The organism is Nautilia sp., from assembly GCF_053994455.1.
Window position 1 is genome coordinate 1 of the sequence record NZ_JBMYAU010000034.1, and the last position, 18,220, is coordinate 18,220.

General features: G+C 37.6%; 20 protein-coding genes. 16 read left to right on the forward strand and 4 right to left on the reverse strand.

Going from position 1 to position 18,220, the window contains the following annotated elements:
* The 3 genes from ACXJIE_RS02445 to ACXJIE_RS02455 form a co-directional block, all read left to right on the forward strand.
* Positions 1 to 693 (forward strand): AAA family ATPase (locus ACXJIE_RS02445; RefSeq protein WP_456479390.1); only part of this gene is annotated, 693 nt, incomplete at its 5' end.
* Positions 690 to 1,388, forward strand: a complete 699-nt coding sequence (locus ACXJIE_RS02450; protein ID WP_456479391.1) for a leucyl/phenylalanyl-tRNA--protein transferase — start codon at positions 690 to 692, stop codon at positions 1,386 to 1,388. The genes ACXJIE_RS02445 and ACXJIE_RS02450, both read left to right, overlap by 4 nt.
* Positions 1,382 to 2,605 carry a glucose-6-phosphate isomerase gene (locus tag ACXJIE_RS02455; protein ID WP_456479392.1) on the forward strand — a complete coding sequence of 408 codons (1,224 nt, stop codon included), beginning with the start codon at positions 1,382 to 1,384 and terminating at the stop codon, positions 2,603 to 2,605. The genes ACXJIE_RS02450 and ACXJIE_RS02455 overlap by 7 nt, the downstream gene beginning before the upstream one ends.
* On the opposite strand, the gene ACXJIE_RS02460 is transcribed toward ACXJIE_RS02455, so the two are convergent.
* Positions 2,595 to 3,212 carry a S24 family peptidase gene (locus ACXJIE_RS02460; RefSeq protein WP_456479393.1) on the reverse strand — a complete coding sequence of 206 codons (618 nt, stop codon included), beginning with the start codon at positions 3,210 to 3,212 and terminating at the stop codon, positions 2,595 to 2,597. The genes ACXJIE_RS02455 and ACXJIE_RS02460 overlap by 11 nt on opposite strands.
* Before the next feature lie 216 nt (positions 3,213 to 3,428).
* Between ACXJIE_RS02460 and ACXJIE_RS02465 the strand changes: the two genes are divergently transcribed.
* Positions 3,429 to 4,667, forward strand: a complete 1,239-nt coding sequence (locus ACXJIE_RS02465; RefSeq protein WP_456479394.1) for a Y-family DNA polymerase — start codon at positions 3,429 to 3,431, stop codon at positions 4,665 to 4,667.
* Here the strand turns inward: ACXJIE_RS02465 and flgG are convergent, their stop codons facing one another.
* Complete coding sequence (gene flgG / locus ACXJIE_RS02470; protein ID WP_456479395.1) at positions 4,668 to 5,456, reverse strand: flagellar basal-body rod protein FlgG; 789 nt, start codon at positions 5,454 to 5,456, stop codon at positions 4,668 to 4,670.
* A gap of 97 nt (positions 5,457 to 5,553) precedes the next feature.
* On the reverse strand, positions 5,554 to 6,339 hold the full coding sequence (gene flgF, locus ACXJIE_RS02475; protein ID WP_456479396.1) for a flagellar basal-body rod protein FlgF: 786 nt from the start codon (positions 6,337 to 6,339) through the stop codon (positions 5,554 to 5,556).
* A 137-nt stretch (positions 6,340 to 6,476) separates the two neighbouring features.
* On the opposite strand from flgF, the gene rpoD reads away from it, so the two are divergent.
* Genes rpoD through ACXJIE_RS02505 form a run of 6 tightly spaced genes read left to right on the forward strand, consistent with a single transcriptional unit; the run spans position 6,477 to position 12,411 of the window.
* A complete protein-coding gene (gene rpoD / locus ACXJIE_RS02480; protein WP_456479397.1) occupies positions 6,477 to 8,291 on the forward strand; it encodes an RNA polymerase sigma factor RpoD in 1,815 nt (604 codons plus the stop codon).
* A 6-nt stretch (positions 8,292 to 8,297) separates the two neighbouring features.
* Positions 8,298 to 9,110: an NAD+ synthase gene (locus ACXJIE_RS02485; RefSeq protein WP_456479398.1), complete on the forward strand. Its 813-nt coding sequence runs from the start codon at positions 8,298 to 8,300 to the stop codon at positions 9,108 to 9,110.
* Positions 9,111 to 9,124: 14 nt separating this feature from the next.
* A complete protein-coding gene (locus tag ACXJIE_RS02490) occupies positions 9,125 to 10,027 on the forward strand; it encodes a tetraacyldisaccharide 4'-kinase (protein ID WP_456479399.1) in 903 nt (300 codons plus the stop codon).
* Between the two features lie 2 nt (positions 10,028 to 10,029).
* A complete protein-coding gene (locus ACXJIE_RS02495; RefSeq protein ID WP_456479400.1) occupies positions 10,030 to 10,587 on the forward strand; it encodes a tetratricopeptide repeat protein in 558 nt (185 codons plus the stop codon).
* A complete protein-coding gene (locus ACXJIE_RS02500; RefSeq protein ID WP_456479401.1) occupies positions 10,584 to 11,597 on the forward strand; it encodes a hypothetical protein in 1,014 nt (337 codons plus the stop codon). The genes ACXJIE_RS02495 and ACXJIE_RS02500 overlap by 4 nt, the downstream gene beginning before the upstream one ends.
* Positions 11,590 to 12,411 carry a tyrosine-type recombinase/integrase gene (locus ACXJIE_RS02505; protein WP_456479402.1) on the forward strand — a complete coding sequence of 274 codons (822 nt, stop codon included), beginning with the start codon at positions 11,590 to 11,592 and terminating at the stop codon, positions 12,409 to 12,411. Before ACXJIE_RS02500 ends, ACXJIE_RS02505 begins: the two co-directional genes overlap by 8 nt.
* Here the strand turns inward: ACXJIE_RS02505 and hemW are convergent.
* Positions 12,408 to 13,604: a radical SAM family heme chaperone HemW gene (hemW, locus tag ACXJIE_RS02510; protein WP_456479403.1), complete on the reverse strand. Its 1,197-nt coding sequence runs from the start codon at positions 13,602 to 13,604 to the stop codon at positions 12,408 to 12,410. The genes ACXJIE_RS02505 and hemW overlap by 4 nt on opposite strands.
* Positions 13,605 to 13,661: 57 nt before the next feature.
* On the opposite strand from hemW, the gene ACXJIE_RS02515 reads away from it, so the two are divergent.
* From ACXJIE_RS02515 to ACXJIE_RS02540, 6 genes are read left to right on the forward strand one after another with little or no spacing between them, the layout of a single operon-like run.
* Complete coding sequence (locus ACXJIE_RS02515; RefSeq protein ID WP_456479404.1) at positions 13,662 to 14,120, forward strand: RNA pyrophosphohydrolase; 459 nt, start codon at positions 13,662 to 13,664, stop codon at positions 14,118 to 14,120.
* A gap of 9 nt (positions 14,121 to 14,129) precedes the next feature.
* Positions 14,130 to 15,338: an aspartate kinase gene (locus tag ACXJIE_RS02520; RefSeq protein WP_456479405.1), complete on the forward strand. Its 1,209-nt coding sequence runs from the start codon at positions 14,130 to 14,132 to the stop codon at positions 15,336 to 15,338.
* A gap of 5 nt (positions 15,339 to 15,343) precedes the next feature.
* Positions 15,344 to 15,877 (forward strand): HobA family DNA replication regulator, encoded by a 534-nt coding sequence (locus ACXJIE_RS02525; protein ID WP_456479406.1) that lies wholly within the window; start codon positions 15,344 to 15,346, stop codon positions 15,875 to 15,877.
* The gene (locus tag ACXJIE_RS02530) at positions 15,874 to 16,425 is read left to right on the forward strand and encodes a DNA polymerase III delta subunit-related protein (protein WP_456479407.1); all 552 of its coding nucleotides are present in this window, start codon (positions 15,874 to 15,876) and stop codon (positions 16,423 to 16,425) included. The genes ACXJIE_RS02525 and ACXJIE_RS02530 overlap by 4 nt, the downstream gene beginning before the upstream one ends.
* Positions 16,422 to 17,582 carry a dihydropteroate synthase gene (gene folP / locus ACXJIE_RS02535; RefSeq protein WP_456479408.1) on the forward strand — a complete coding sequence of 387 codons (1,161 nt, stop codon included), beginning with the start codon at positions 16,422 to 16,424 and terminating at the stop codon, positions 17,580 to 17,582. Before ACXJIE_RS02530 ends, folP begins: the two co-directional genes overlap by 4 nt.
* Positions 17,575 to 18,201 carry a HesA/MoeB/ThiF family protein gene (locus ACXJIE_RS02540; RefSeq protein WP_456479409.1) on the forward strand — a complete coding sequence of 209 codons (627 nt, stop codon included), beginning with the start codon at positions 17,575 to 17,577 and terminating at the stop codon, positions 18,199 to 18,201. Before folP ends, ACXJIE_RS02540 begins: the two co-directional genes overlap by 8 nt.
* Positions 18,202 to 18,220 lie beyond the last annotated feature (19 nt).

An 18,220-nucleotide genomic window follows, 5' to 3' on the forward strand; every position in this document is an offset into this window, starting at 1 on the left:
ATTAATTTCTTAAGATTTGATATGAGCGAATATCAGGAAAAACATTCGGTTGCGAAACTTATAGGTTCACCTCCGGGATATGTCGGGTATGAAAAAGGGGGACTTTTAACGGAGGCGATAAGAAAAAACCCTCATACGGTATTGCTTTTGGATGAAATAGAAAAGGCACATCCCGATATAGTTCAGATTCTGCTTCAAGTAATGGACAGTGCGACTTTAACCGATAATGACGGAAGAAAGGCAGATTTTAGAAACGTTGTGCTTATTATGACAAGTAATTTGGGTGTCGGGGAAGGAAATAACCCGGGATTTTTACAGGAATTCAGCGAATTTAAAGAAGAGGCGATTGAAAGGTTTTTCGCGCCGGAATTTATCAACAGGCTTGATGCGATTGTGAGATTTAAACCTTTATCACATGAGAGCGTATTGATGGTGGTTGATAAATTTATGAACGAACTGCAGGATAAACTAAGCGGCAAAAAAGTAAAACTGAGCCTTACGAAAAGAGCCAAAAACGCGTTGGCGAAAAAAGGCTATTCGCCTAAACTCGGGGCTCGTCCGCTTGCAAGAATTATTGAAGAAAACATAGTGGAGCCTTTAAGCGATGAAATACTTTTCGGGGAATTAAAAGGGGGAGGAGAAGTGAAAGTGGATTATGTTAAGGATAAATTCAGTTTAAAAGTCAATAAATGATAAAGGTAAACGAAAACCCTCCTCTTTACCTTCTTGACAATTTCGAATTTCCGGATCCGTATGAGCCTTTTGACGAAGGGTTTGTAGGGGCGAGTTATGATCTTTTGCCTAAAAGACTGCTTGAGGGATATTCAAGGGGTTTTTTCCCCTGGTATCAGGACGATGAAGGAATGTATCACTGGTTTGTTTTAAATGAAAGAATGTTTTTGAAAACCGATGAGGTTAAAACGACTAAAAAACTGTTAAGAAAATTCAGAAGTCCCAAATGGGAATTTAAAATAAATACGAGATTCGAAGATGTTATAAGATATTGCGCGAACGTAAAAAGAAAATATGAAAACGGTACGTGGATAAGCGAAGGGTTTATAAAAAATTACACGGCTTTATACAATTACGGTTTTGTGCTCTCCGTCGAAAGTTATTACGAAGGCGAACTTGTCGGCGGTTTTTACGGGGTGGCCATTAACAGGTATTTCAGCGGTGAAAGTATGTTTCATTTAAAACCGGATGCGAGCAAGCTTGCTTTGATATACTTTTGTGACGTTTTGAAACAAAACGGAATAGAATTTATAGACTGTCAGGTTCCGAGCGAACATCTCGCCAGAATGGGCGGTAAAATATACAAAAAAGATGAATTTATTCCTATGATTTGGGAGGCGAGCGGTTATAAAAACAAAAAGGAGAATAAATGCTGAAGTTTAAGAGTTATTACGAATATGAAAATTCCAATCTTGAAAATTTTGCCTTTGAATGTCTCTTGAAAGAAAAACAAAGCGGTGAAGTGGGTTATTACCATCTGCCTCAAACAAGCCGGAGCGTAATTGAACAGCTAAAAAACTGTAAAAACGATTTCGATACGGTGGTGGTTATAGGCATAGGAGGCTCATCGCTCGGAACGAAAGCCGTGTACAGGCTTTTAAAGTCTCATTACAAAAACGTTAAAAACATAATTTTTTTAGAAAACACTGATCCGTTGGAGCTTAAAAACCATTTTTCGAAAATAAACAAACATAACGCCGTTTTTTTGGTAATTTCAAAATCGGGTACCACTATAGAAACCATTTCCATTTTTAAGGCGGTGATAAAACATTTTAACATAGACTTGCAAAAAGAAAAAAACAAAATAATTATTATAACCGACTCGAATTCCCCCCTTGAAAAGTTTGCACAGAAAAACGGACTGGAGATTTTTAACATACCTGAAAATGTTGGGGGAAGGTTTTCGGTATTCAGTGCGGTCGGAATAGTGCCTTTGCATCTTGTGGGAATGGACGTTGAAAAAATTCTTGATGCGGCGGGTCATTATATGGATTCTTTTTTTGAAAAAAAGGAATGGCATCTAATAAGAAAAGCCGCATTCTTGTATGAAAGAAGCAGATATTATAAAATGAACGTGGTGTTTTCCTATTCTTCCCTTTTGGATGAGTTTAACAAATGGTACGTTCAGCTTTGGGGTGAGAGTTTGGGTAAAATAAACAAAAAAGGGCAAAGGGTCGGTCTTACCCCCATAGGTCTTTTAGGTTCGATTGATCAGCACTCTTTTTTACAGCTTTTAATTGAGGGGCCTAAAGATAAAACGGTGACGTTTATAAAGGTTAAAAACTTTGAGAGTTCTTTGAGAATCCCTAAAATTTCACTGCCGTATCTTGAAAAAACCGACTTTGTAAACGGATATACGTTTAACGAACTGATTAACGCTCAGTGTGACGCTACACGCGAAAGTGTCATCAGAAGCGGTCTTGACGTGGATGAAATAGTTCTTGAAAGTTTAAATGAGGAAAACGTAGGAAAACTTATGGTTTATTATGAACTTCTAACTTCCGCCGTAGGCGCACTTTTCGAAATAGATACCTATAATCAGCCCGGTGTAGAACTTGGCAAAAGAATTTTAAAAACTAAATTCAACTCATAATTTTTACAACTTTTCCTAAGATTTCCGCTTCGTCCGCCGTTTCGCGCGGATACAAAGTGTTATCCGATATAAGCTCTATTTTCCCGTCGCTTTTTAAATTAACCCTTTTTACAAAAACTCCCGCAGGGGTTGATATTACGAATATTCCGCCGTTTTGTATATTCGTGTCGCTGCGGTCTATGAATATTATGCTTCCGTCTTTAATTGTGGGTTCCATCGAATCCCCCACAACATGAATCGCGTCAAGGTTTTTGTCTATTATTTTTTTGTCTATAAAAATTAATTCGTATTCCTCTTCACAATTGAGGGCACCTCCCCCCGCGCTTGCGTTTATATTCTTAAAATACCTTATTTTGGCAAATTTTTCAGTTTCTTTTGCTATGTTTTCAATCTGCTGGTCAAACAGCAACCAGTTGAGCGAAATTTTTCTTTTTGCACAGAAATAGGCGAGTTCTTCGTAAGGGATCTTGTTTCTTTTTTTTAACATTGAGAGGTGTTCGGGAGTAATCCCCAAAGCTTTCGCCACGTCTTTGTTTAAAACCTTTCTCTCACCTACTTCCAAAGAAAGAATGTCTTTTATTTTTTCAATGATTTTGTCAAATTCCATTATTGTTCCTTAACAAAACGTTAATTTTTAATATTCAATTCTATCATTTTGTTAATATTGTGTCAAGAATGAAATTTGGCGGCATTGACTAAATACGCTCACCAAGAGCGCAAATTTTTGACACTTCCAAAGAGTTAAAAAGAGCAATCGTTTCGCTTTATTTATTCAGTGCCGATTGGGGCTCTGAGATCTAAAACCTTTTCAATAAGGATAAATATGAAAATACATCTGGATTTGGACTGTTTTTTCGTATCCGCCCACAGAATAGATGATAAAACGCTTTTGAACAAACCGGCGGTGGTTGTAAAAAGAAATGATAAGGAGATATTTAAGAACGAAAAAACAAAGCTTTTCAATCTTAACGAAGGCGCTTTTACGGGTGATTTGATTGTAGGAAATGAAGAGTATGACAAAAGCTATTTTTTGGAAAACGGCAGGGTAAGGGGTATAGTGGTAACGGCGAGTTATGAGGCGAGGGAGCTCGGTATAAAAACGGGGACCACTTTGGCCGAAGCCCTCAGAATTTATCCGAAACTGAAGATTATTACACCCGATTATAAACTGTATCATCTTTTGTCTTATAAGCTTAAGCTGTATTTAAAAAAGAAAATACCGGCGGTGGAGCAGTACAGCATTGACGAATTTTTCGGTGATCTGGAAGGCTGGGTGAATGACGGCGAAGTATATGAGTTTATAAACAACTTAAAAAAAGATATTCGGGAGAAATTTAATCTGCCCGTGTCGATAGGTGCGGCTAAGAGCAAATGGAGCGCAAAACTCGCAACTTCCTTTGCAAAACCAGACGGAATCAAGGTTGTGGAAAATACGGATGAGTTTATTGAAAACATTCCTGTTGAGAAATTTCCGGGAATAGGAAAACGGACGGAAAAAAGATTAAAAGAAAAAGGAATACTGACTTTGGGGGATGTCAAAAGGGAGAGGGAATATTTTTATTCATGGGGGAAAAACGGAATTCAGCTTTATAACAGGGTGTGCGGAACAGATAATGAAGAGGTTGTGGAAAAAAGTGAAAGAAAAAGCATAGGGATTTCAAGAAGGTTTGATCCTGTATATGAGAGAGGGGAAATTGTAAGAAGAATAGGCGTGCTTTGCAGGTATCTTTCTTTTTTGGTCAAAAAAAGAAAAGTAAATCCCACTTTTTATTATCTGAGTATAAAATACAAACGTTCCGGAAAATCAAAAGCCCATATAACGGTTTACAGGATTTTTAACGAATTTCTTCTTAAAGAGATTATGACCGCTCTTTTTTACAGAGCGGACATTGAAGAGGATCATATCATATCAATAGCAATAAGCGTTTCTAAGTTTAAAAAAGTGTCGAATCTTTTTGATTATCAAAAAGATAAAAAAATGGAGAAATTAAACGACGCCGTTTATAAATTAAGAAGTAAATTCGGGCTTTCTTCTTTAATTACCGCTTCCGAAATTTTTTAATTATCTTTTTAAATTATTGACCGTCTGAAGCATTTCGTCGCTTGTTACTATCGCTTTGCTTGCGGCGTCGTATGCCCTCTGACCGGTAATTAAGTCGGTCATTTCCTCAACAAGCTGAACGTTGCTCATTTCCACAAACCCCTGTCTTATTTCCCCAGTTCCGTCAATACCTGGGGTTGTGACTATAGGGGCGCCCGAAGCCGACGTGTCAATATAAAGGTTGCTGCCCATGGAATGAAGCCCCGCGGGATTGATGAATTTTGCAATTTGGATCTGACCTATCTGCTGCATCTGTGTTTGACCCGCTTCAAGAATTGAAACCGTTCCGTCGTTACCTATCGATACCTGAACCGTATCTGCCGGAAGAGTTATGTTAGGGATTAATTTATAACCGTCGCTTGTCACTACGTTACCGTCGGCGTCGAGTTTAAAAGCACCGTCTCTTGTATAAGCTATTCTGCCGTCCGGAAGCTGAACCTGAAAAAATCCGTCCCCCTGGATGGCAACGTCCAAGTTGTTTCCGGTTTCTTTGAAATTTCCCTGTGTGAATATTTTTGTTATGGCGGTGGGTCTTACGCCCAGACCGACGTTAATGCCTGTGGGCGACTGGGTGGTGGTTGAAGTGGCGGTTCCGGCGTATTCCATAGTCTGGTAAAAAAGATCCGCAAATTCCGCACGCTGTTTTTTATAGCCTATTGTGTTTACGTTTGAAATGTTATTGGACACCACGTCTATTTGCATCTGCTGTGCCATCATCCCTGTGGCGGCGGTATATAAGCTTCTTACCATATTAATTCCTTTTTGAAAATCTGTTATTTTAACTTAGCAAATTTTGTTCCGAATAAAAATTTCCTTCACAAATTTGTCAGTTGTTTGGGCGTTAAATTTACGCTTTTACATTTGCAAGTTTTTCAATTGCGTCACGGTTTAAGTCGTCCATAAATGTCGTCATAACTTTCTGATACTGTTCAACCAGTCTGTTTGTTTCGATAAGGTTTGTCATCTCTCTTATGGGATTTACGTTCGATTTTTCCAAAAATCCCTGAAGTGTCGAATTGAGAGGAACTACAACCGCCGTTTCGGGTATATAATCGAACATATTGTCGCCCGTTTTTTTCAAGGTTTTGAGATTGTCGATTTTTACTATTTTTAGTGTGGAAACAAGCTTTTTATTTTGGAAAATATTTCCGTTTGAGTCGATTTTAACGGGATATGAGGGAATTAACCTTATAGGATTGTTTTTGTCGTCAAGGATTTTAAACCCTTCTTTTGTAACAAGATAGCCGCTTTCGTCGAGGTTGAAATTGCCCGCACGGGTCAGTTTTTCGCCCCCCGGGGTTTCGATGCAGAAAAATCTGTTTTTGTCCTTTAAAGCTATATCGAGAGGGTTTGAGGTTTTTTGTATGTCGCCCGGAGAAAAGTTTGTATATTCTTCCACCACTATAGGAACCTTGTTAAGGCTTCTGTTTAAAAATTTGGCCGCTTCTTTGGTGTTGTTTTGAAGCGGAAGTTCGTCCCTTTTTTCACTAAACAATCTTTCGAAATCGCCGATTATTATATCGTCTTGTTTAAAGCCTGCGGTGTTTACGTTTGCAAGGTTGTTTGAAATTACGTTAAGTCTGTTGAACTGGGTGACCATGGCACCGGTTGCATCGTAATATCCGTTAATCATAAAGGGCCTTTTTCAAAAAAAGAAGCAATAAACGTTCCGAAAAAATTTAGTATAATTCCTCTCTTAAAACGAGCGGTTTTCACTCGGCGCGGGTTTTACGGCCCTTTGCATATTACTTATTAAAAAAAGGAGCATTGATGGCATTGCCAAAAGAACTCGAGAAACTTTTTAAATCGAATAAAAACGGTATAGTCACTTATGAAACCATTGTCAACATTTTACCAAAAGTTCCCACTAAAGCGCAAAGCAAGGAAATATTAAAAGCTGCTAAAGAAAATAATATAAGACTTATGACGGCCGCCGAGGTGGCGAAGCTTAAAAACCTTGAGGACGTTGTTAAAAACGAAGAGGAGAGGGAAAGAAAAAAAGAAGAACTTGCAGAAGATATTTTAAAAGATAAAGAACTTCTCGAATGGAGCCGCTCGGATTCGCCCGTACGTATGTATTTAAGGGAAATGGGACATATTCCGCTTCTTGACAAGGATGAGGAAATTGAGATATTCAGAAGAATTCAGTTAGGGGAGGAGATAATACTTGATGCTATCTGTTCGATTCCTTTTTTAATAGATCTCGTGTTGAAATACAAAGAGCCGCTTTTGAACAGGGAAAGAAGGGTAAAAGAGCTTTTCAAAAATTTTGTGGATGAAGAGGAAGTGGATGACGAGGACTCAAAAGAAGGAAAAAGAAGAAAAAAAATCTCAATCCGCGAAAAAAGAATTAACGAACTGTTTAAAAACCTTGAAAAAGCGAAAAAAGAGTGGGAAAAAGTACTTGATGAATATGACAGAATAATTAATGCCAAAAATATGGACGAACTTGAAAGACTGCATAAAATCCTGCAGCTGACGTTTAAAAAGAAAAAAGTGAAAGAGGCTCTAAACGAGCTCGGATACACTTCCAAACTTATCAACGAAATAGTAAAAACGGTAGAAACCGCCCTTAAGGGAGATAAGGATTTTGAAAAGGAACTTAAGAAAAAAGAGTACAGACTGCCGCTTTTTAACGAGCAGTTAAGAAAACTCCATAAAGAAATTTTAAGTAAAATTACCGAACTCAGCAAAGAAGATATAGCCGCAATGGTGCCCGAACACACGATGGTAAACGTTTATATGGACATCAAAAAACTTGTGGAAGCCAAAAAAGCGAGTGAAAATATGTTCGGAATGGAACCCGAAAAACTTGAAGTGATACTCGAACAGCTGAAAAGAGGTAAAAAAATAACGACCGAAGCCAAAGAGAAAATGGCAAGGGCGAATTTGAGGCTCGTTGTAAGTATCGCTAAAAAATATACAAACAGGGGGCTTCCTTTCCTTGATTTGATCCAGGAAGGCAATATCGGGCTTATGAAAGCTATTGACAAATTCGAATTTGAAAAGGGATACAAGTTTTCGACATACGCCACCTGGTGGATAAGGCAGGCTATTTCCCGCGCAATTGCAGATCAGGCAAGAACCGTTAGAATTCCTATACATATGATAGAAAATATCAACCAGATTAATAAAATTGTCAGAAAACACGTTCAGGAAGAAGGGAAAGAACCTTCACTCGAAGTTATTGCAAAAGAGATGAAAATGCCTATTGAAAAAGTAAAACAGATTCTTAAAATTTCAAAAGAGCCGGTATCGCTTGAAGCTCCTGTGGGCGAGGAGGAAGACGGAAAGTTCGGAGATTTTATTGAAGATAAAACGTTTACGAATCCTTATGAGGAAGTAGTAAACGAAGATCTCAGAAAACATATTGAAGAGATTTTAGAACAGCTCAACGAAAGGGAAAAAGCGGTGATTAAGATGAGGTTCGGACTTATGCCGGATAAGAGCGAAAGAACTCTTGAAGAGATAGGAAAAGCCCTTAACGTTACAAGAGAAAGGGTAAGACAGATAGAAAGCAGTGCAATTAAAAAACTCAGACACCCTAATATCGGAAAGTTTTTGAAAAATTATATTGAAAGCTGAAATTCAATGGAAAATGTTACAATGGAAAATGGGAAATGGCAGTTAATTGAAAAATTTTTGATTAAGTTTATTCAAGAAGAGATTACGAAAACCGGACTAAAAAAAGGAATTTGCGGTCTTAGCGGAGGAATTGACTCCGCAGTTGTGGCTGTTCTTGCCAAAAAGGCTCTTGGGGAAAATTTCAAAGCCTTTTTACTTCCTTCGCAGTTTTCGAGCAAATCAAGTGTCGACGATGCGCTTAAACTGTGTGAAAAATTTGGAATTGATTATGAAATAATCTCAATTGCCCCTTTACTTGAAGCGTATCCTGTTGATGATAAAGTAAGATTCGGCAATTTTTCGGCGCGTATGAGAATGGCCGTGCTTTACGACAAATCGGCCGAGCTCGGCGCTCTTGTAATAGGTACGAGCAATAAGAGCGAACTGTTGCTCGGATACGGAACCCTTTTCGGGGATCTCGCAAGCGCTCTTAATCCCATAGGGGATCTGTATAAAACGGAAATATTCGAATTTGCCGCTTATCTCGGTGTAAACGAAGAAATCATAAACAAGCCCCCGAGCGCGGATCTCTGGGAGGGGCAGAGCGATGAAAAAGAGCTCGGTTACACTTATGATGAACTTGACGCCGTGTTAAGGGATTTTGTGGATGAAAGAGCCACAAAAAAAGAACTTCTTGCAAAATATGACGAAAAATTAGTCGAATTCGTTTTGAAAAAGGTTTATTTCAATCAGTTTAAAAGAAAGATGCCTATAATTGCAAAACTTAAAAGCAGGACTGTAACGCATGACTTTTTATATGAAAGAGACGTAAAACTTTAAATGAAAAGTGAAAAGTGAAAAGTTTAGAGTTAAAGTGTTATAATTTTTTTGAAGAAATGCTTTTTTACCCTAAATGGTATCACTGGCCTTTAATTATTCTTCTTTTTCCTCTTTCTTTAATCTATATGACAATAATACATTTCAAATTCCCGAGAAAATCGGAAGATTTGGGTATTCCGATAGTGTCTGTCGGAAACATTATAATCGGCGGAAGCGGTAAAACCCCTTTTACCGTTGCGCTTGCAAATGAATTTAAAAAATATAAACCGGCGGTGGTTTTAAGGGGATACGGCAGAAAAAGCGAAGGACTTGTCGTTGTAAGCGAATGGGGGGAAATAAAAACGGACGTAAAAACAAGCGGCGACGAAGCAATGGAGATAGCCCTTAAAACGGATGCCCTTGTAATTGTAAGCGAAAACAGAAAAGAAGCGATTTTAAAAGCTAAAGAATTAGGTGCCGGGTTTGTTATTCTTGATGACGGGTTTGATAAGCCGTTTAAAAAACTGAATATTGTATTGGACGTAAAAAATAAAAATCCTTTTTGCATACCGGCCGGGGGTTACAGGTATCCGAGACTCGCCCTCCGTTTTGCGGATATGGTATTACAAGAGGGAAAAGATTTCGAAAGGATTGTAAAATGTCCGAAAGGCGATATTTTACTCTCTGCAATTTCTAAACCCGAAAGACTGCTCGAATACTGCAAGATTCCTTATAAATTTTTTCCGGACCATTATGAATTTGTATACGATGACGTTAAAGAGTTTGAAAACAAAAAAATAGTAACGACTATGAAAGATTATGTCAAATTAAAACAATTTAATCTTGAATTGAAAGTGATTGAGTTAAATATCAGGATAAATAAAAATATTTTAAAACAAATCGAACATTATTTGATAAAATTACATAAAAAAGGCTGAAAGTGGAGATTAAAGAGAAATTAAAACAGGAAGAAGAGCTTTTAGTAAAAGTTTTTAAACTTGAAAAATTTATAAAAAAGTACAAAAAACAGGTAATCGCCGGTTTTACTATAGCCGCGTTGATTTTGGTCGGTAATGCCGTTTACGGTTACATTCAGACTCAAAAGCTTATATCTTCGAACAACGCGTTTGACACTCTTATGCAAAATCCTAACAATAAAGAAGCGCTTGAAAAAGTAAAATCAAACGACAAACTTTATCAGGTGTATCTTCTTCAGAGCAGTAAAATAAGTGATTTGCAAAAAATAACCGCCCCCGAACTCAAAGCCGTGGCGGCGTATAAAATCGCAATGCTTAAGGGTGATGAAAAATCGCTTGAAAACTATCTTTTAAACCCCGATTATAAAATTTTAAAAGATCCGGTAAGGGTTGCCCTTATAAGGATTTATCTCAAAGACGGAAAAAGAAAAAAAGCGAAAGAGCTTTTTGCGCAGATTAATCCTCAAAGCGAATTTTATACCGTCGCTAAATTTTTACTTCACTACGGGATAGTTAAATGAAATATTTAATTTTTCCGTTTTTGGCGGTTTTGTTTTTTTCCGGGTGCAGTGTAAAAATATACGAACCCTCAAACGTAAAAAAACATAAACTCAAGTCATACAGCGAATATAAAGATCTCAGCGGATACACGAAAACAACTTTGACATTTTCTTCACTGAAACTCAAATATGTAAAAAAACAGGGACTTTTGGATGACGGTATAAGGGTTGAGAAGGTGTATTATGACGAAAACGGCCGTTTTTTGGGAAAGTTTGTAAAACTCAATAAAGACTTGGCGGCAAGGGGGGATTTGCTGTATGTGATTTCTGAGAAAAAAAAATATAAACTTCCGTTTTTGATTTATTCGGCAACTAAAAACGGAAACTACGTTGCTGTTGTGTTTGAAAACGGAAAATACGGACTTTTCGATTTAAACGGCGGTAAAATGAAATTTATAATAGACAGTGAGGGTGTTTTAGGCGTAAGGTACCTTCATGCCGACCCTCTTTTTTATACCGATTTGATTTTATATCCTCTTTTAAGCGGTAACGTGGCTGTTGTTGACGCTAAAAGCGGAAGGTTTATAAGAAATCTGAACATTTCTCAAAACCGTTTCAACGACAACGTTATTTTTCTAAAAATAGTGAACAACAAACTTTTTATGGCCACACCGAGCAAACTTGTGCTTTTCAACCCGTCTTTTTTAATAGATTATAAAGCCGATATAAAACATGTGACGGATTATAACGGTTTTATATATCTTTTTACGAGTGACGGAAAAATTATAAAACTCGATTCCGACCTCAAAGAAATTAAAAAAGTGAAACTTCCTTATGCCAGTTTTTTCGCTCCTTCAGTGTGTAAGGGAAATTTATGGACTGTTGAAAGGGGAGGGTATCTGATTAAGATCACTCCTGATTTAAACGTGACCGTATACACGGGGAACGATTTTAACACCAAAAGCGATGCCGAACTTAAAATTGACGGGTGTAAAATATACAACGAAGACAAGGTGTTTATGATTGAGTAGATATCTCGAGGCTTTTTTGGAATATCTTTTAATAAACAAAGGGGTGAGTAAAAATACTTACGAAGCGTATAAAAGGGATTTGACACAGTTTGAGGAGTTTATTAAAAAACCTATAATCGAAGCCGATAATATGGATATTATCTCCTTTCTCTCCACAATAGAAAACAAACGTTCTTTAAACAGAAAACTGAGCGCCGTTAATTCTTTTTTCGATTTTGCGTATAAAAGGGAATGGGTTGAAAGCAAACACAAAATAAAACAGGCTAAAATCCCTAAAACACTTCCTAAGTATCTTACGAAAGAAGAGATATTGAACGCTTTTTCCAAAAAGCCGGAAAACTGGTTTGACTTAAGGGACAGGGCTTTGATTCTGTTTTTATACGCTACCGGACTTAGAATAAGCGAAGCCCTGAATGTTAAGGTTTCGGATATAGAAAACGGCTGGGTCAGGGTGTGGATGTCGAAAGGTGAAAAACAAAGAACGGTTCCCGTCGCCCCCTCGGCCGTTGAAAGTCTGAGGGAATATCTTAAAAAAAGACCGTGCGAAAGCGAATATGTTTTTGTAAACAAAAACTGTAAGCCTTTAAGCAGAATCAGCGCTTTTAACATAACGAAAAAATATCTCGGTGTTTCCCCCCACGTGCTAAGGCATTCTTTCGCCACTGCCCTTGTGCTCGGCGGGGCCGATTTAAGGGTCGTTCAGGAGCTTTTAGGACATTCATCCCTTAACACCACGCAGATTTATACACATATACAAAAAGAAAACCTTAAAGAAACGGTAATGAATTTTCATCCTTTGGAAAATATTGATTAGTCCGTTAAAAACGCGCTCAGTGCGTCGGCGAGTAAAAAGTCGTAAGAATAAATCCTGTTTTTTCTTTTAAAGAATTTCTTTTCCGAAATCAACATATCCGCCCTTTTTTTCTCTTCCTCGTTTAAGATGTTTTCTTCAAACCCGATAACCGAGCGGAGGCCTAAAAATATTTTTTCTTTTTTTATGTCTTCTTTGCTTAGATATTCGTATTCGTATTTTGTTGGGTGTTTCAGATATTCGTATACGTCGTTGAGAGTGTAATATCTGAAAAATTTTTCTTTTCCGTTTAATGTTTTTGATTTTTTAAATCCCACCGCTCCGGCTCCGATTCCGGTATATTCCCTTCCTTCCCAGTATCCGAGATTGTGGATGCAAGGCTTCCCGAAATTGGATATTTCATACTGCGGGAATTTTTCTTTTATCTTTTCGATAAACCATATTTCAAGTTCCTCGTCCGTTTTTCTTTTTGAAAAATCCCCTTCCCATTTCGTGTTTTTTTCGATTGTCAGGGAGTATGCGCTTATGTGTGTAACGGGAAGGGAAAAAGCCGTTTTTAAATCGTTTGAGAGAAGTTTTTTTGTATCTAACGCGGTAGAATATATCAGATCTATATTTATATTTTCAAATCCGGCTTTGTGAGCGTTTAATACGGATTTTACTGCCTGGCGGGGAGAATGGTTTCTGTTTAGGAATTTAAGTTTTTCGGAATTGAAACTCTGCACGCCGAAACTTATACGTCCAACCCCTAACGAACGTAATTTTTTAAGCCAGTCGTATGATGTGTTGGGATTGCATTCGACGGTTATCTCTTTTGTGTCCGCAGTGTACGGGGAGATAAGTTCGAACAGTTTTTCGTAAAATCCGATATTCATCGTAGAAGGCGTTCCGCCTCCTATAAAGACGGTTTTAAACCGTACATCCGTAGACGTTTCTTTTAAGAACTGCTTTTTTAGAGCGTCGAAATACTGTTTTTTCAAATGATTTATATTGGTGTACGAATTAAAGGCGCAGTAGTTGCATTTGCTGTCACAAAAGGGAATGTGAATGTAGAGTAATGGAGAATCGTTCCCGTTTTTTAGGGACTGTTTCTTTATTTGGGAGGAGGTTGAAAATAGGGAGTTGTTAAACGGGTTGTTTTGTTTTTTAAATTTCGGATTTTTCATTTTTAGCTTTTCATTTCTTAAATTTTCCATTCTCCATTCTCCATTCCCGATTAATTCGTTATAATTTTACAAAAAAAAGGTGATGTTTTGAAAAAATACAGACCGAATGTGGCGGCGGTGGTTCTCTCTTCAAAATATCCCGAAAAAGTGGAAATTTTAATAGCCAAAAGAAACGATGTGGACGCATGGCAGTTTCCGCAGGGCGGTATAGACGAAGGCGAAAGTGAAAAAGAGGCGCTTTTGAGGGAGTTGAAAGAGGAAATAGGAACGGATGAGGTTGAAATATTGGCTGAAATGCCGGAATGGCAGAAATACGATTTTCCAAAAAGAATAGCTAAAAAAATGTACCCTTACGACGGGCAGAAACAGAAATATTTTCTGGTTAAGTTAAAACCGGATGCCAAAATAGATCTGAATACGGAAATACCGGAATTTGAAGATTATAAATTCATAAGCGTTGATCAGATATTCGATTATGTAAAATCGTTCAAAAGGCCGGTTTATAAAACCGTGCTTGAATATTTTAAAAAAGAGGGATTACTGTAAAGGAGAGAGATGTTAGTAGTTCAGAAATTTGGCGGTACGAGTGTTGGTGATTTGGACAGGATTCAAAATGTTGCGAATATTGTTAAAAAATATGCGGATGAAGGAAACCGGGTTGTGGTTGTGGTCTCCGCAATGGCTGGAGAGACGAATAAACTTTTGGATTTTGCAAATCACTTTACAAAAACCCCTCCCCAAAGGGAGGTGGATCTGCTTGTGAGTAGCGGAGAGAGGGTTACGAGTGCACTTTTAAGTATAGCGCTTCAGGCGATGGGAAAAGATGCCATAGCCCTCACCGGAAGGCAGGCGGGGATAAAAACCACGAGCGATCATACAAAAGCGAGGATAATGGATATAGATCCTTCTAAAATGCAAAAACATTTAAACGAAGGAAAAATTGTAATAATCGCCGGATTTCAGGGAATTAATGAAAACGGGGATGTTACGACGCTCGGAAGGGGAGGCAGCGATTTGACCGCCGTTGCTATAGCAGGGGCGTTAAAAGCGGACAAGTGCGAAATTTATACCGATGTGGACGGAATTTACACTACCGATCCGAGAATAGAACCGAGGGCTAAAAAAATAGACGTTATAAGTTATGACGAAATGCTCGAACTTGCCAGTCTCGGTGCCAAGGTTATGCAAAGCCGCTCTGTGGAGCTTGCTAAAAAACTGAACGTTGACATTGAAGTGAAATCGTCATTCAAACCTGAAATAAAAGGAACGTTAATAACAAAGGAGACACCTGATATGGAAAAAGTATTAGTAAGCGGAATAGCGCTTGATAAAAACCAGGCGAGGGTCAGTATTTTCGGGGTTGAGGACAGACCAGGGATAAGCGCGGAAATATTCGGAAAACTTGCCGATAAAAACATAAATGTGGATATGATAGTGCAAAACGTCGGTAAAGACAATAAAGCCAACCTCACATTTACGGTTCCTCAGACCGAACTCGAACTGACAAAGGAAGTTTTAAAAGAGTATAAAGAAAAATCGGAATCGGTGGAATACGACGATTCCATAGCGAAAGTCAGTGTTGTGGGTGTTGGAATGAAGTCCCACAGCGGAGTGGCTGCGACGGCATTTAAAACCCTCGCCGACGAGAATATAAATATTCTTATGATCAGCACCAGCGAGATTAAAATATCGATGGTAATAGATGAAAAGTACGGCGAACTCGCCGTAAGGGCATTGCATAAAGCGTATCAGTTAGACAAGTGACGGTAATGGATATAAATCAGTTTACATTGAAATATATAAGGGATAAAAACATAAAATGGATGGAAGAAAAGAGGCTTGAGTGGATTCCCCTTGTTAGCGATTTTATATCCAATGTAATCGAAGGGAAAAGCGTTTTTTTAATTACCGATTACAAAAGAAAATGGTTTAGCGATTATATTATAAACAAAATAAATAATTTTCAGGATTTCAAACCTTCTTTTATTCCTATATACGACTTACAAAAGCTGGTTCCCCAGCTTGAACATGCAAGAACGGACGAACATTACGAAATGATAGAGGATATGCTCAGCATCAGTTTTAACGACAATTATATTTTCTGGTATATTGGAGTTGAAACTCCGAAACTCAGATTTGCGAGAAACAAACCGGATTCTTTTTTCTGGATTATGGATATGGATTTGCATAAAAACTTCTTTTTAAAATCTCTTGATGAAAATCTTGACAAAAAACTTCTCGATTTGGCGGATATTCTGAACGAAACACTTAAAGCTGCAATATTCGGAGAGGTTGAAATTTGAGCAAAATCATAATTACCGATGATTTTGAGAGGGTTTTAAAAGAGATAAAACCCGATGAAATTGTATATGTTGCGGAACTCAAAGTGGAAGATGTCAGAAAAATAAGGGAGACAGCCTATATAGCGACGAAACAAAAAAAAACAATAGCAGTGGCGGCTGAAAAATATCCCGCCGTTTCTCAAAACGCCCTTTTGAAACTTTTGGAAGAACCTCCGCAAAACATTGATTTCATACTTATTGCAAAGTCGAAATATTCGTTGCTTGATACCGTAAAATCGAGACTTATGATTGAAAAAAAACTTTATAATGTTGTAAATGAATGCGGTATTGATATTTCAGGCATAACGAATGATAAAATTTTGGAACTTTTAAGAACGGATATGGATAAAAGTCAAATCAAAAGTCTGATTTATAAAATTATAAAAGAAAAAAAACTGGATGAAGAACAGCTTGAAATTCTTTCGGATGCGGTAAAAATGCTGGAGCTTAATATTGATAAAGACGCGGTTTTGGCACTTTTAATGCTGAGCGTAAAGGAGAGGTTTTGAATGTTTACAAACTGAACAGGGATACCGATACCGCCGCAGTTATGAAAAAAATAGGCGTTGATTCGGCGGGAATTGAAATTATGAAAAAGAAAAAAAGCGAATTTTTGTTTTTTATAAAAGACATAAACTGCGGAGCCGCTAACATACTTAAACAGGACGCTTTAAGCATAGGCGCGGAACTTGCCGTGCCGGTTGGGGCTCCGGATTGTAAAAACAGTCATTTTGACGCACTTTTAATGTGTAATAAAAAACAGCTTGAAATACTGGTAAAAAAAGAGCTTGCCCAGCCTTTTAAACTGAAATTTTTGGCAAAACGGCTTAAAGAATTTATAAACCTGCCGAAATTTCCCCTTAAAATTATGGGTGTGATTAACGCGAATGAGGATTCTTTTTTCGAGGGCAGCAGGTTTCAGGGCAAAGAGGCCGTAAAACGGATTGAAAAAATGATAGATGAGGGTGCCGAAATTATTGATATCGGCGGGGTTTCAAGCAGACCGGGAAGCGTTTATCCGGGAGTTGAGGAAGAACTAAAAAGAGTAAAACCGATTATTGATGAAATATACAAATCAAAACTGTATGAAAAAGCACTCTTCAGTATAGACACTTTTGAATCGGAGGTTTTGGAATATGCGCTTAAGAGGGGCTTCAAAATAGCAAACGACATCACCGGGCTTGAAAGTGACGAATATGCAAAAGTAGCTGCCAAATACGGAGCGAGTGTTGTTATTATGCATAAGAAGGGAAATCCTAAAGATATGCAGAAAAACCCTTTTTATGAAAACGTTATTTTGGAAGTGGACGAATTTTTTCAAAACAGAATAGAAAAAGCGAAAAGTTTCGGCATAAAAGATATAATTTTGGATGTGGGGATAGGATTCGGTAAAAGACTTGAAGACAATCTTGCATTAATAAAACATATGGAGCATTTCCTTCATTTCGGCTATGAGCTTTTAATAGGAGCGAGCAGAAAAAGTATGATTGATATGATTATGCAAAAAGAGGGTGTTTCCACCGATCCTTTTCAAAGGCTTCCGGGTACTTTGATTATCCATACCGAAGCGGTCGGAAACGGTGCGAGTATAGTAAGGTGCCACGACGTAAAAGAGCACTTTCAGGCTTTAAAAGTATTCGAAACAATCAGGGGTTTTAATGTTTAGAAGACAGATTGAAGTCATAGGGAAAGAAAATCAGAAGATTTTATCTGAAAAGTCGGTATTAGTTGTCGGATGCGGAGGTTTAGGAAATATAATAGCCACTACCATAAGCTGTATAGGACTTAAAAAATTATATTTAATTGATTATGACGACATAGAGATTCATAATATTCACAGGCAGTTTCAGTTTTCAAAAGAAGATATTGGCAAAAGCAAAGCGAGAGTACTGGCTGAAAAGATAGACCGTTGCGGTAGCGATATAGAGATTGTCGAAGGTGAATTTGACGGAAGCTCGGATATTGAAGTTGATTTGATATTTGACGCAACCGATAATTTCAAAACAAGAAAATTAATAGATCGATTTGCAAAAAATAAGAATATTCCCTGGATTTACGCAAGCGTTGAAGAGTGGCACGGACAGGTAGGTGTGTTTAAAAACACATCTTTTAAAATATTCGCCACAAAAGAGCATAATATAAAAGGGCAGCTTCCCCCGATGGTTAATTTAATCGGTTCGATTTCTTCAATGCTCGGAATGAAATGTCTGATTGGAAAATGTGAGGAGATTTTTTATTATGTTAATTTTGAAAACGATTTGGAAATTAAAAAATTTAGGTTTTAATTTTTAAATAAAATATTGT

What these genes read in the sequence shown, in the direction of transcription:
- ACXJIE_RS02450 (WP_456479391.1), top strand. Translation starts at nt 690, where the DNA reads ATGATAAAGGTAAACGAAAACCCTCCTCTTTACCTTCTTGACAATTTC.
- ACXJIE_RS02455 (WP_456479392.1), top strand. Translation starts at nt 1,382, where the DNA reads ATGCTGAAGTTTAAGAGTTATTACGAATATGAAAATTCCAATCTTGAA.
- ACXJIE_RS02460 (WP_456479393.1), bottom strand. Translation starts at nt 3,212, where the DNA reads ATGGAATTTGACAAAATCATTGAAAAAATAAAAGACATTCTTTCTTTG.
- ACXJIE_RS02465 (WP_456479394.1), top strand. Translation starts at nt 3,429, where the DNA reads ATGAAAATACATCTGGATTTGGACTGTTTTTTCGTATCCGCCCACAGA.
- flgG (WP_456479395.1), bottom strand. Translation starts at nt 5,456, where the DNA reads ATGGTAAGAAGCTTATATACCGCCGCCACAGGGATGATGGCACAGCAG.
- flgF (WP_456479396.1), bottom strand. Translation starts at nt 6,339, where the DNA reads ATGATTAACGGATATTACGATGCAACCGGTGCCATGGTCACCCAGTTC.
- rpoD (WP_456479397.1), top strand. Translation starts at nt 6,477, where the DNA reads ATGGCATTGCCAAAAGAACTCGAGAAACTTTTTAAATCGAATAAAAAC.
- ACXJIE_RS02485 (WP_456479398.1), top strand. Translation starts at nt 8,298, where the DNA reads ATGGAAAATGTTACAATGGAAAATGGGAAATGGCAGTTAATTGAAAAA.
- ACXJIE_RS02500 (WP_456479401.1), top strand. Translation starts at nt 10,584, where the DNA reads ATGAAATATTTAATTTTTCCGTTTTTGGCGGTTTTGTTTTTTTCCGGG.
- hemW (WP_456479403.1), bottom strand. Translation starts at nt 13,604, where the DNA reads ATGGAAAATTTAAGAAATGAAAAGCTAAAAATGAAAAATCCGAAATTT.
- ACXJIE_RS02520 (WP_456479405.1), top strand. Translation starts at nt 14,130, where the DNA reads ATGTTAGTAGTTCAGAAATTTGGCGGTACGAGTGTTGGTGATTTGGAC.
- ACXJIE_RS02525 (WP_456479406.1), top strand. Translation starts at nt 15,344, where the DNA reads ATGGATATAAATCAGTTTACATTGAAATATATAAGGGATAAAAACATA.
- ACXJIE_RS02540 (WP_456479409.1), top strand. Translation starts at nt 17,575, where the DNA reads ATGTTTAGAAGACAGATTGAAGTCATAGGGAAAGAAAATCAGAAGATT.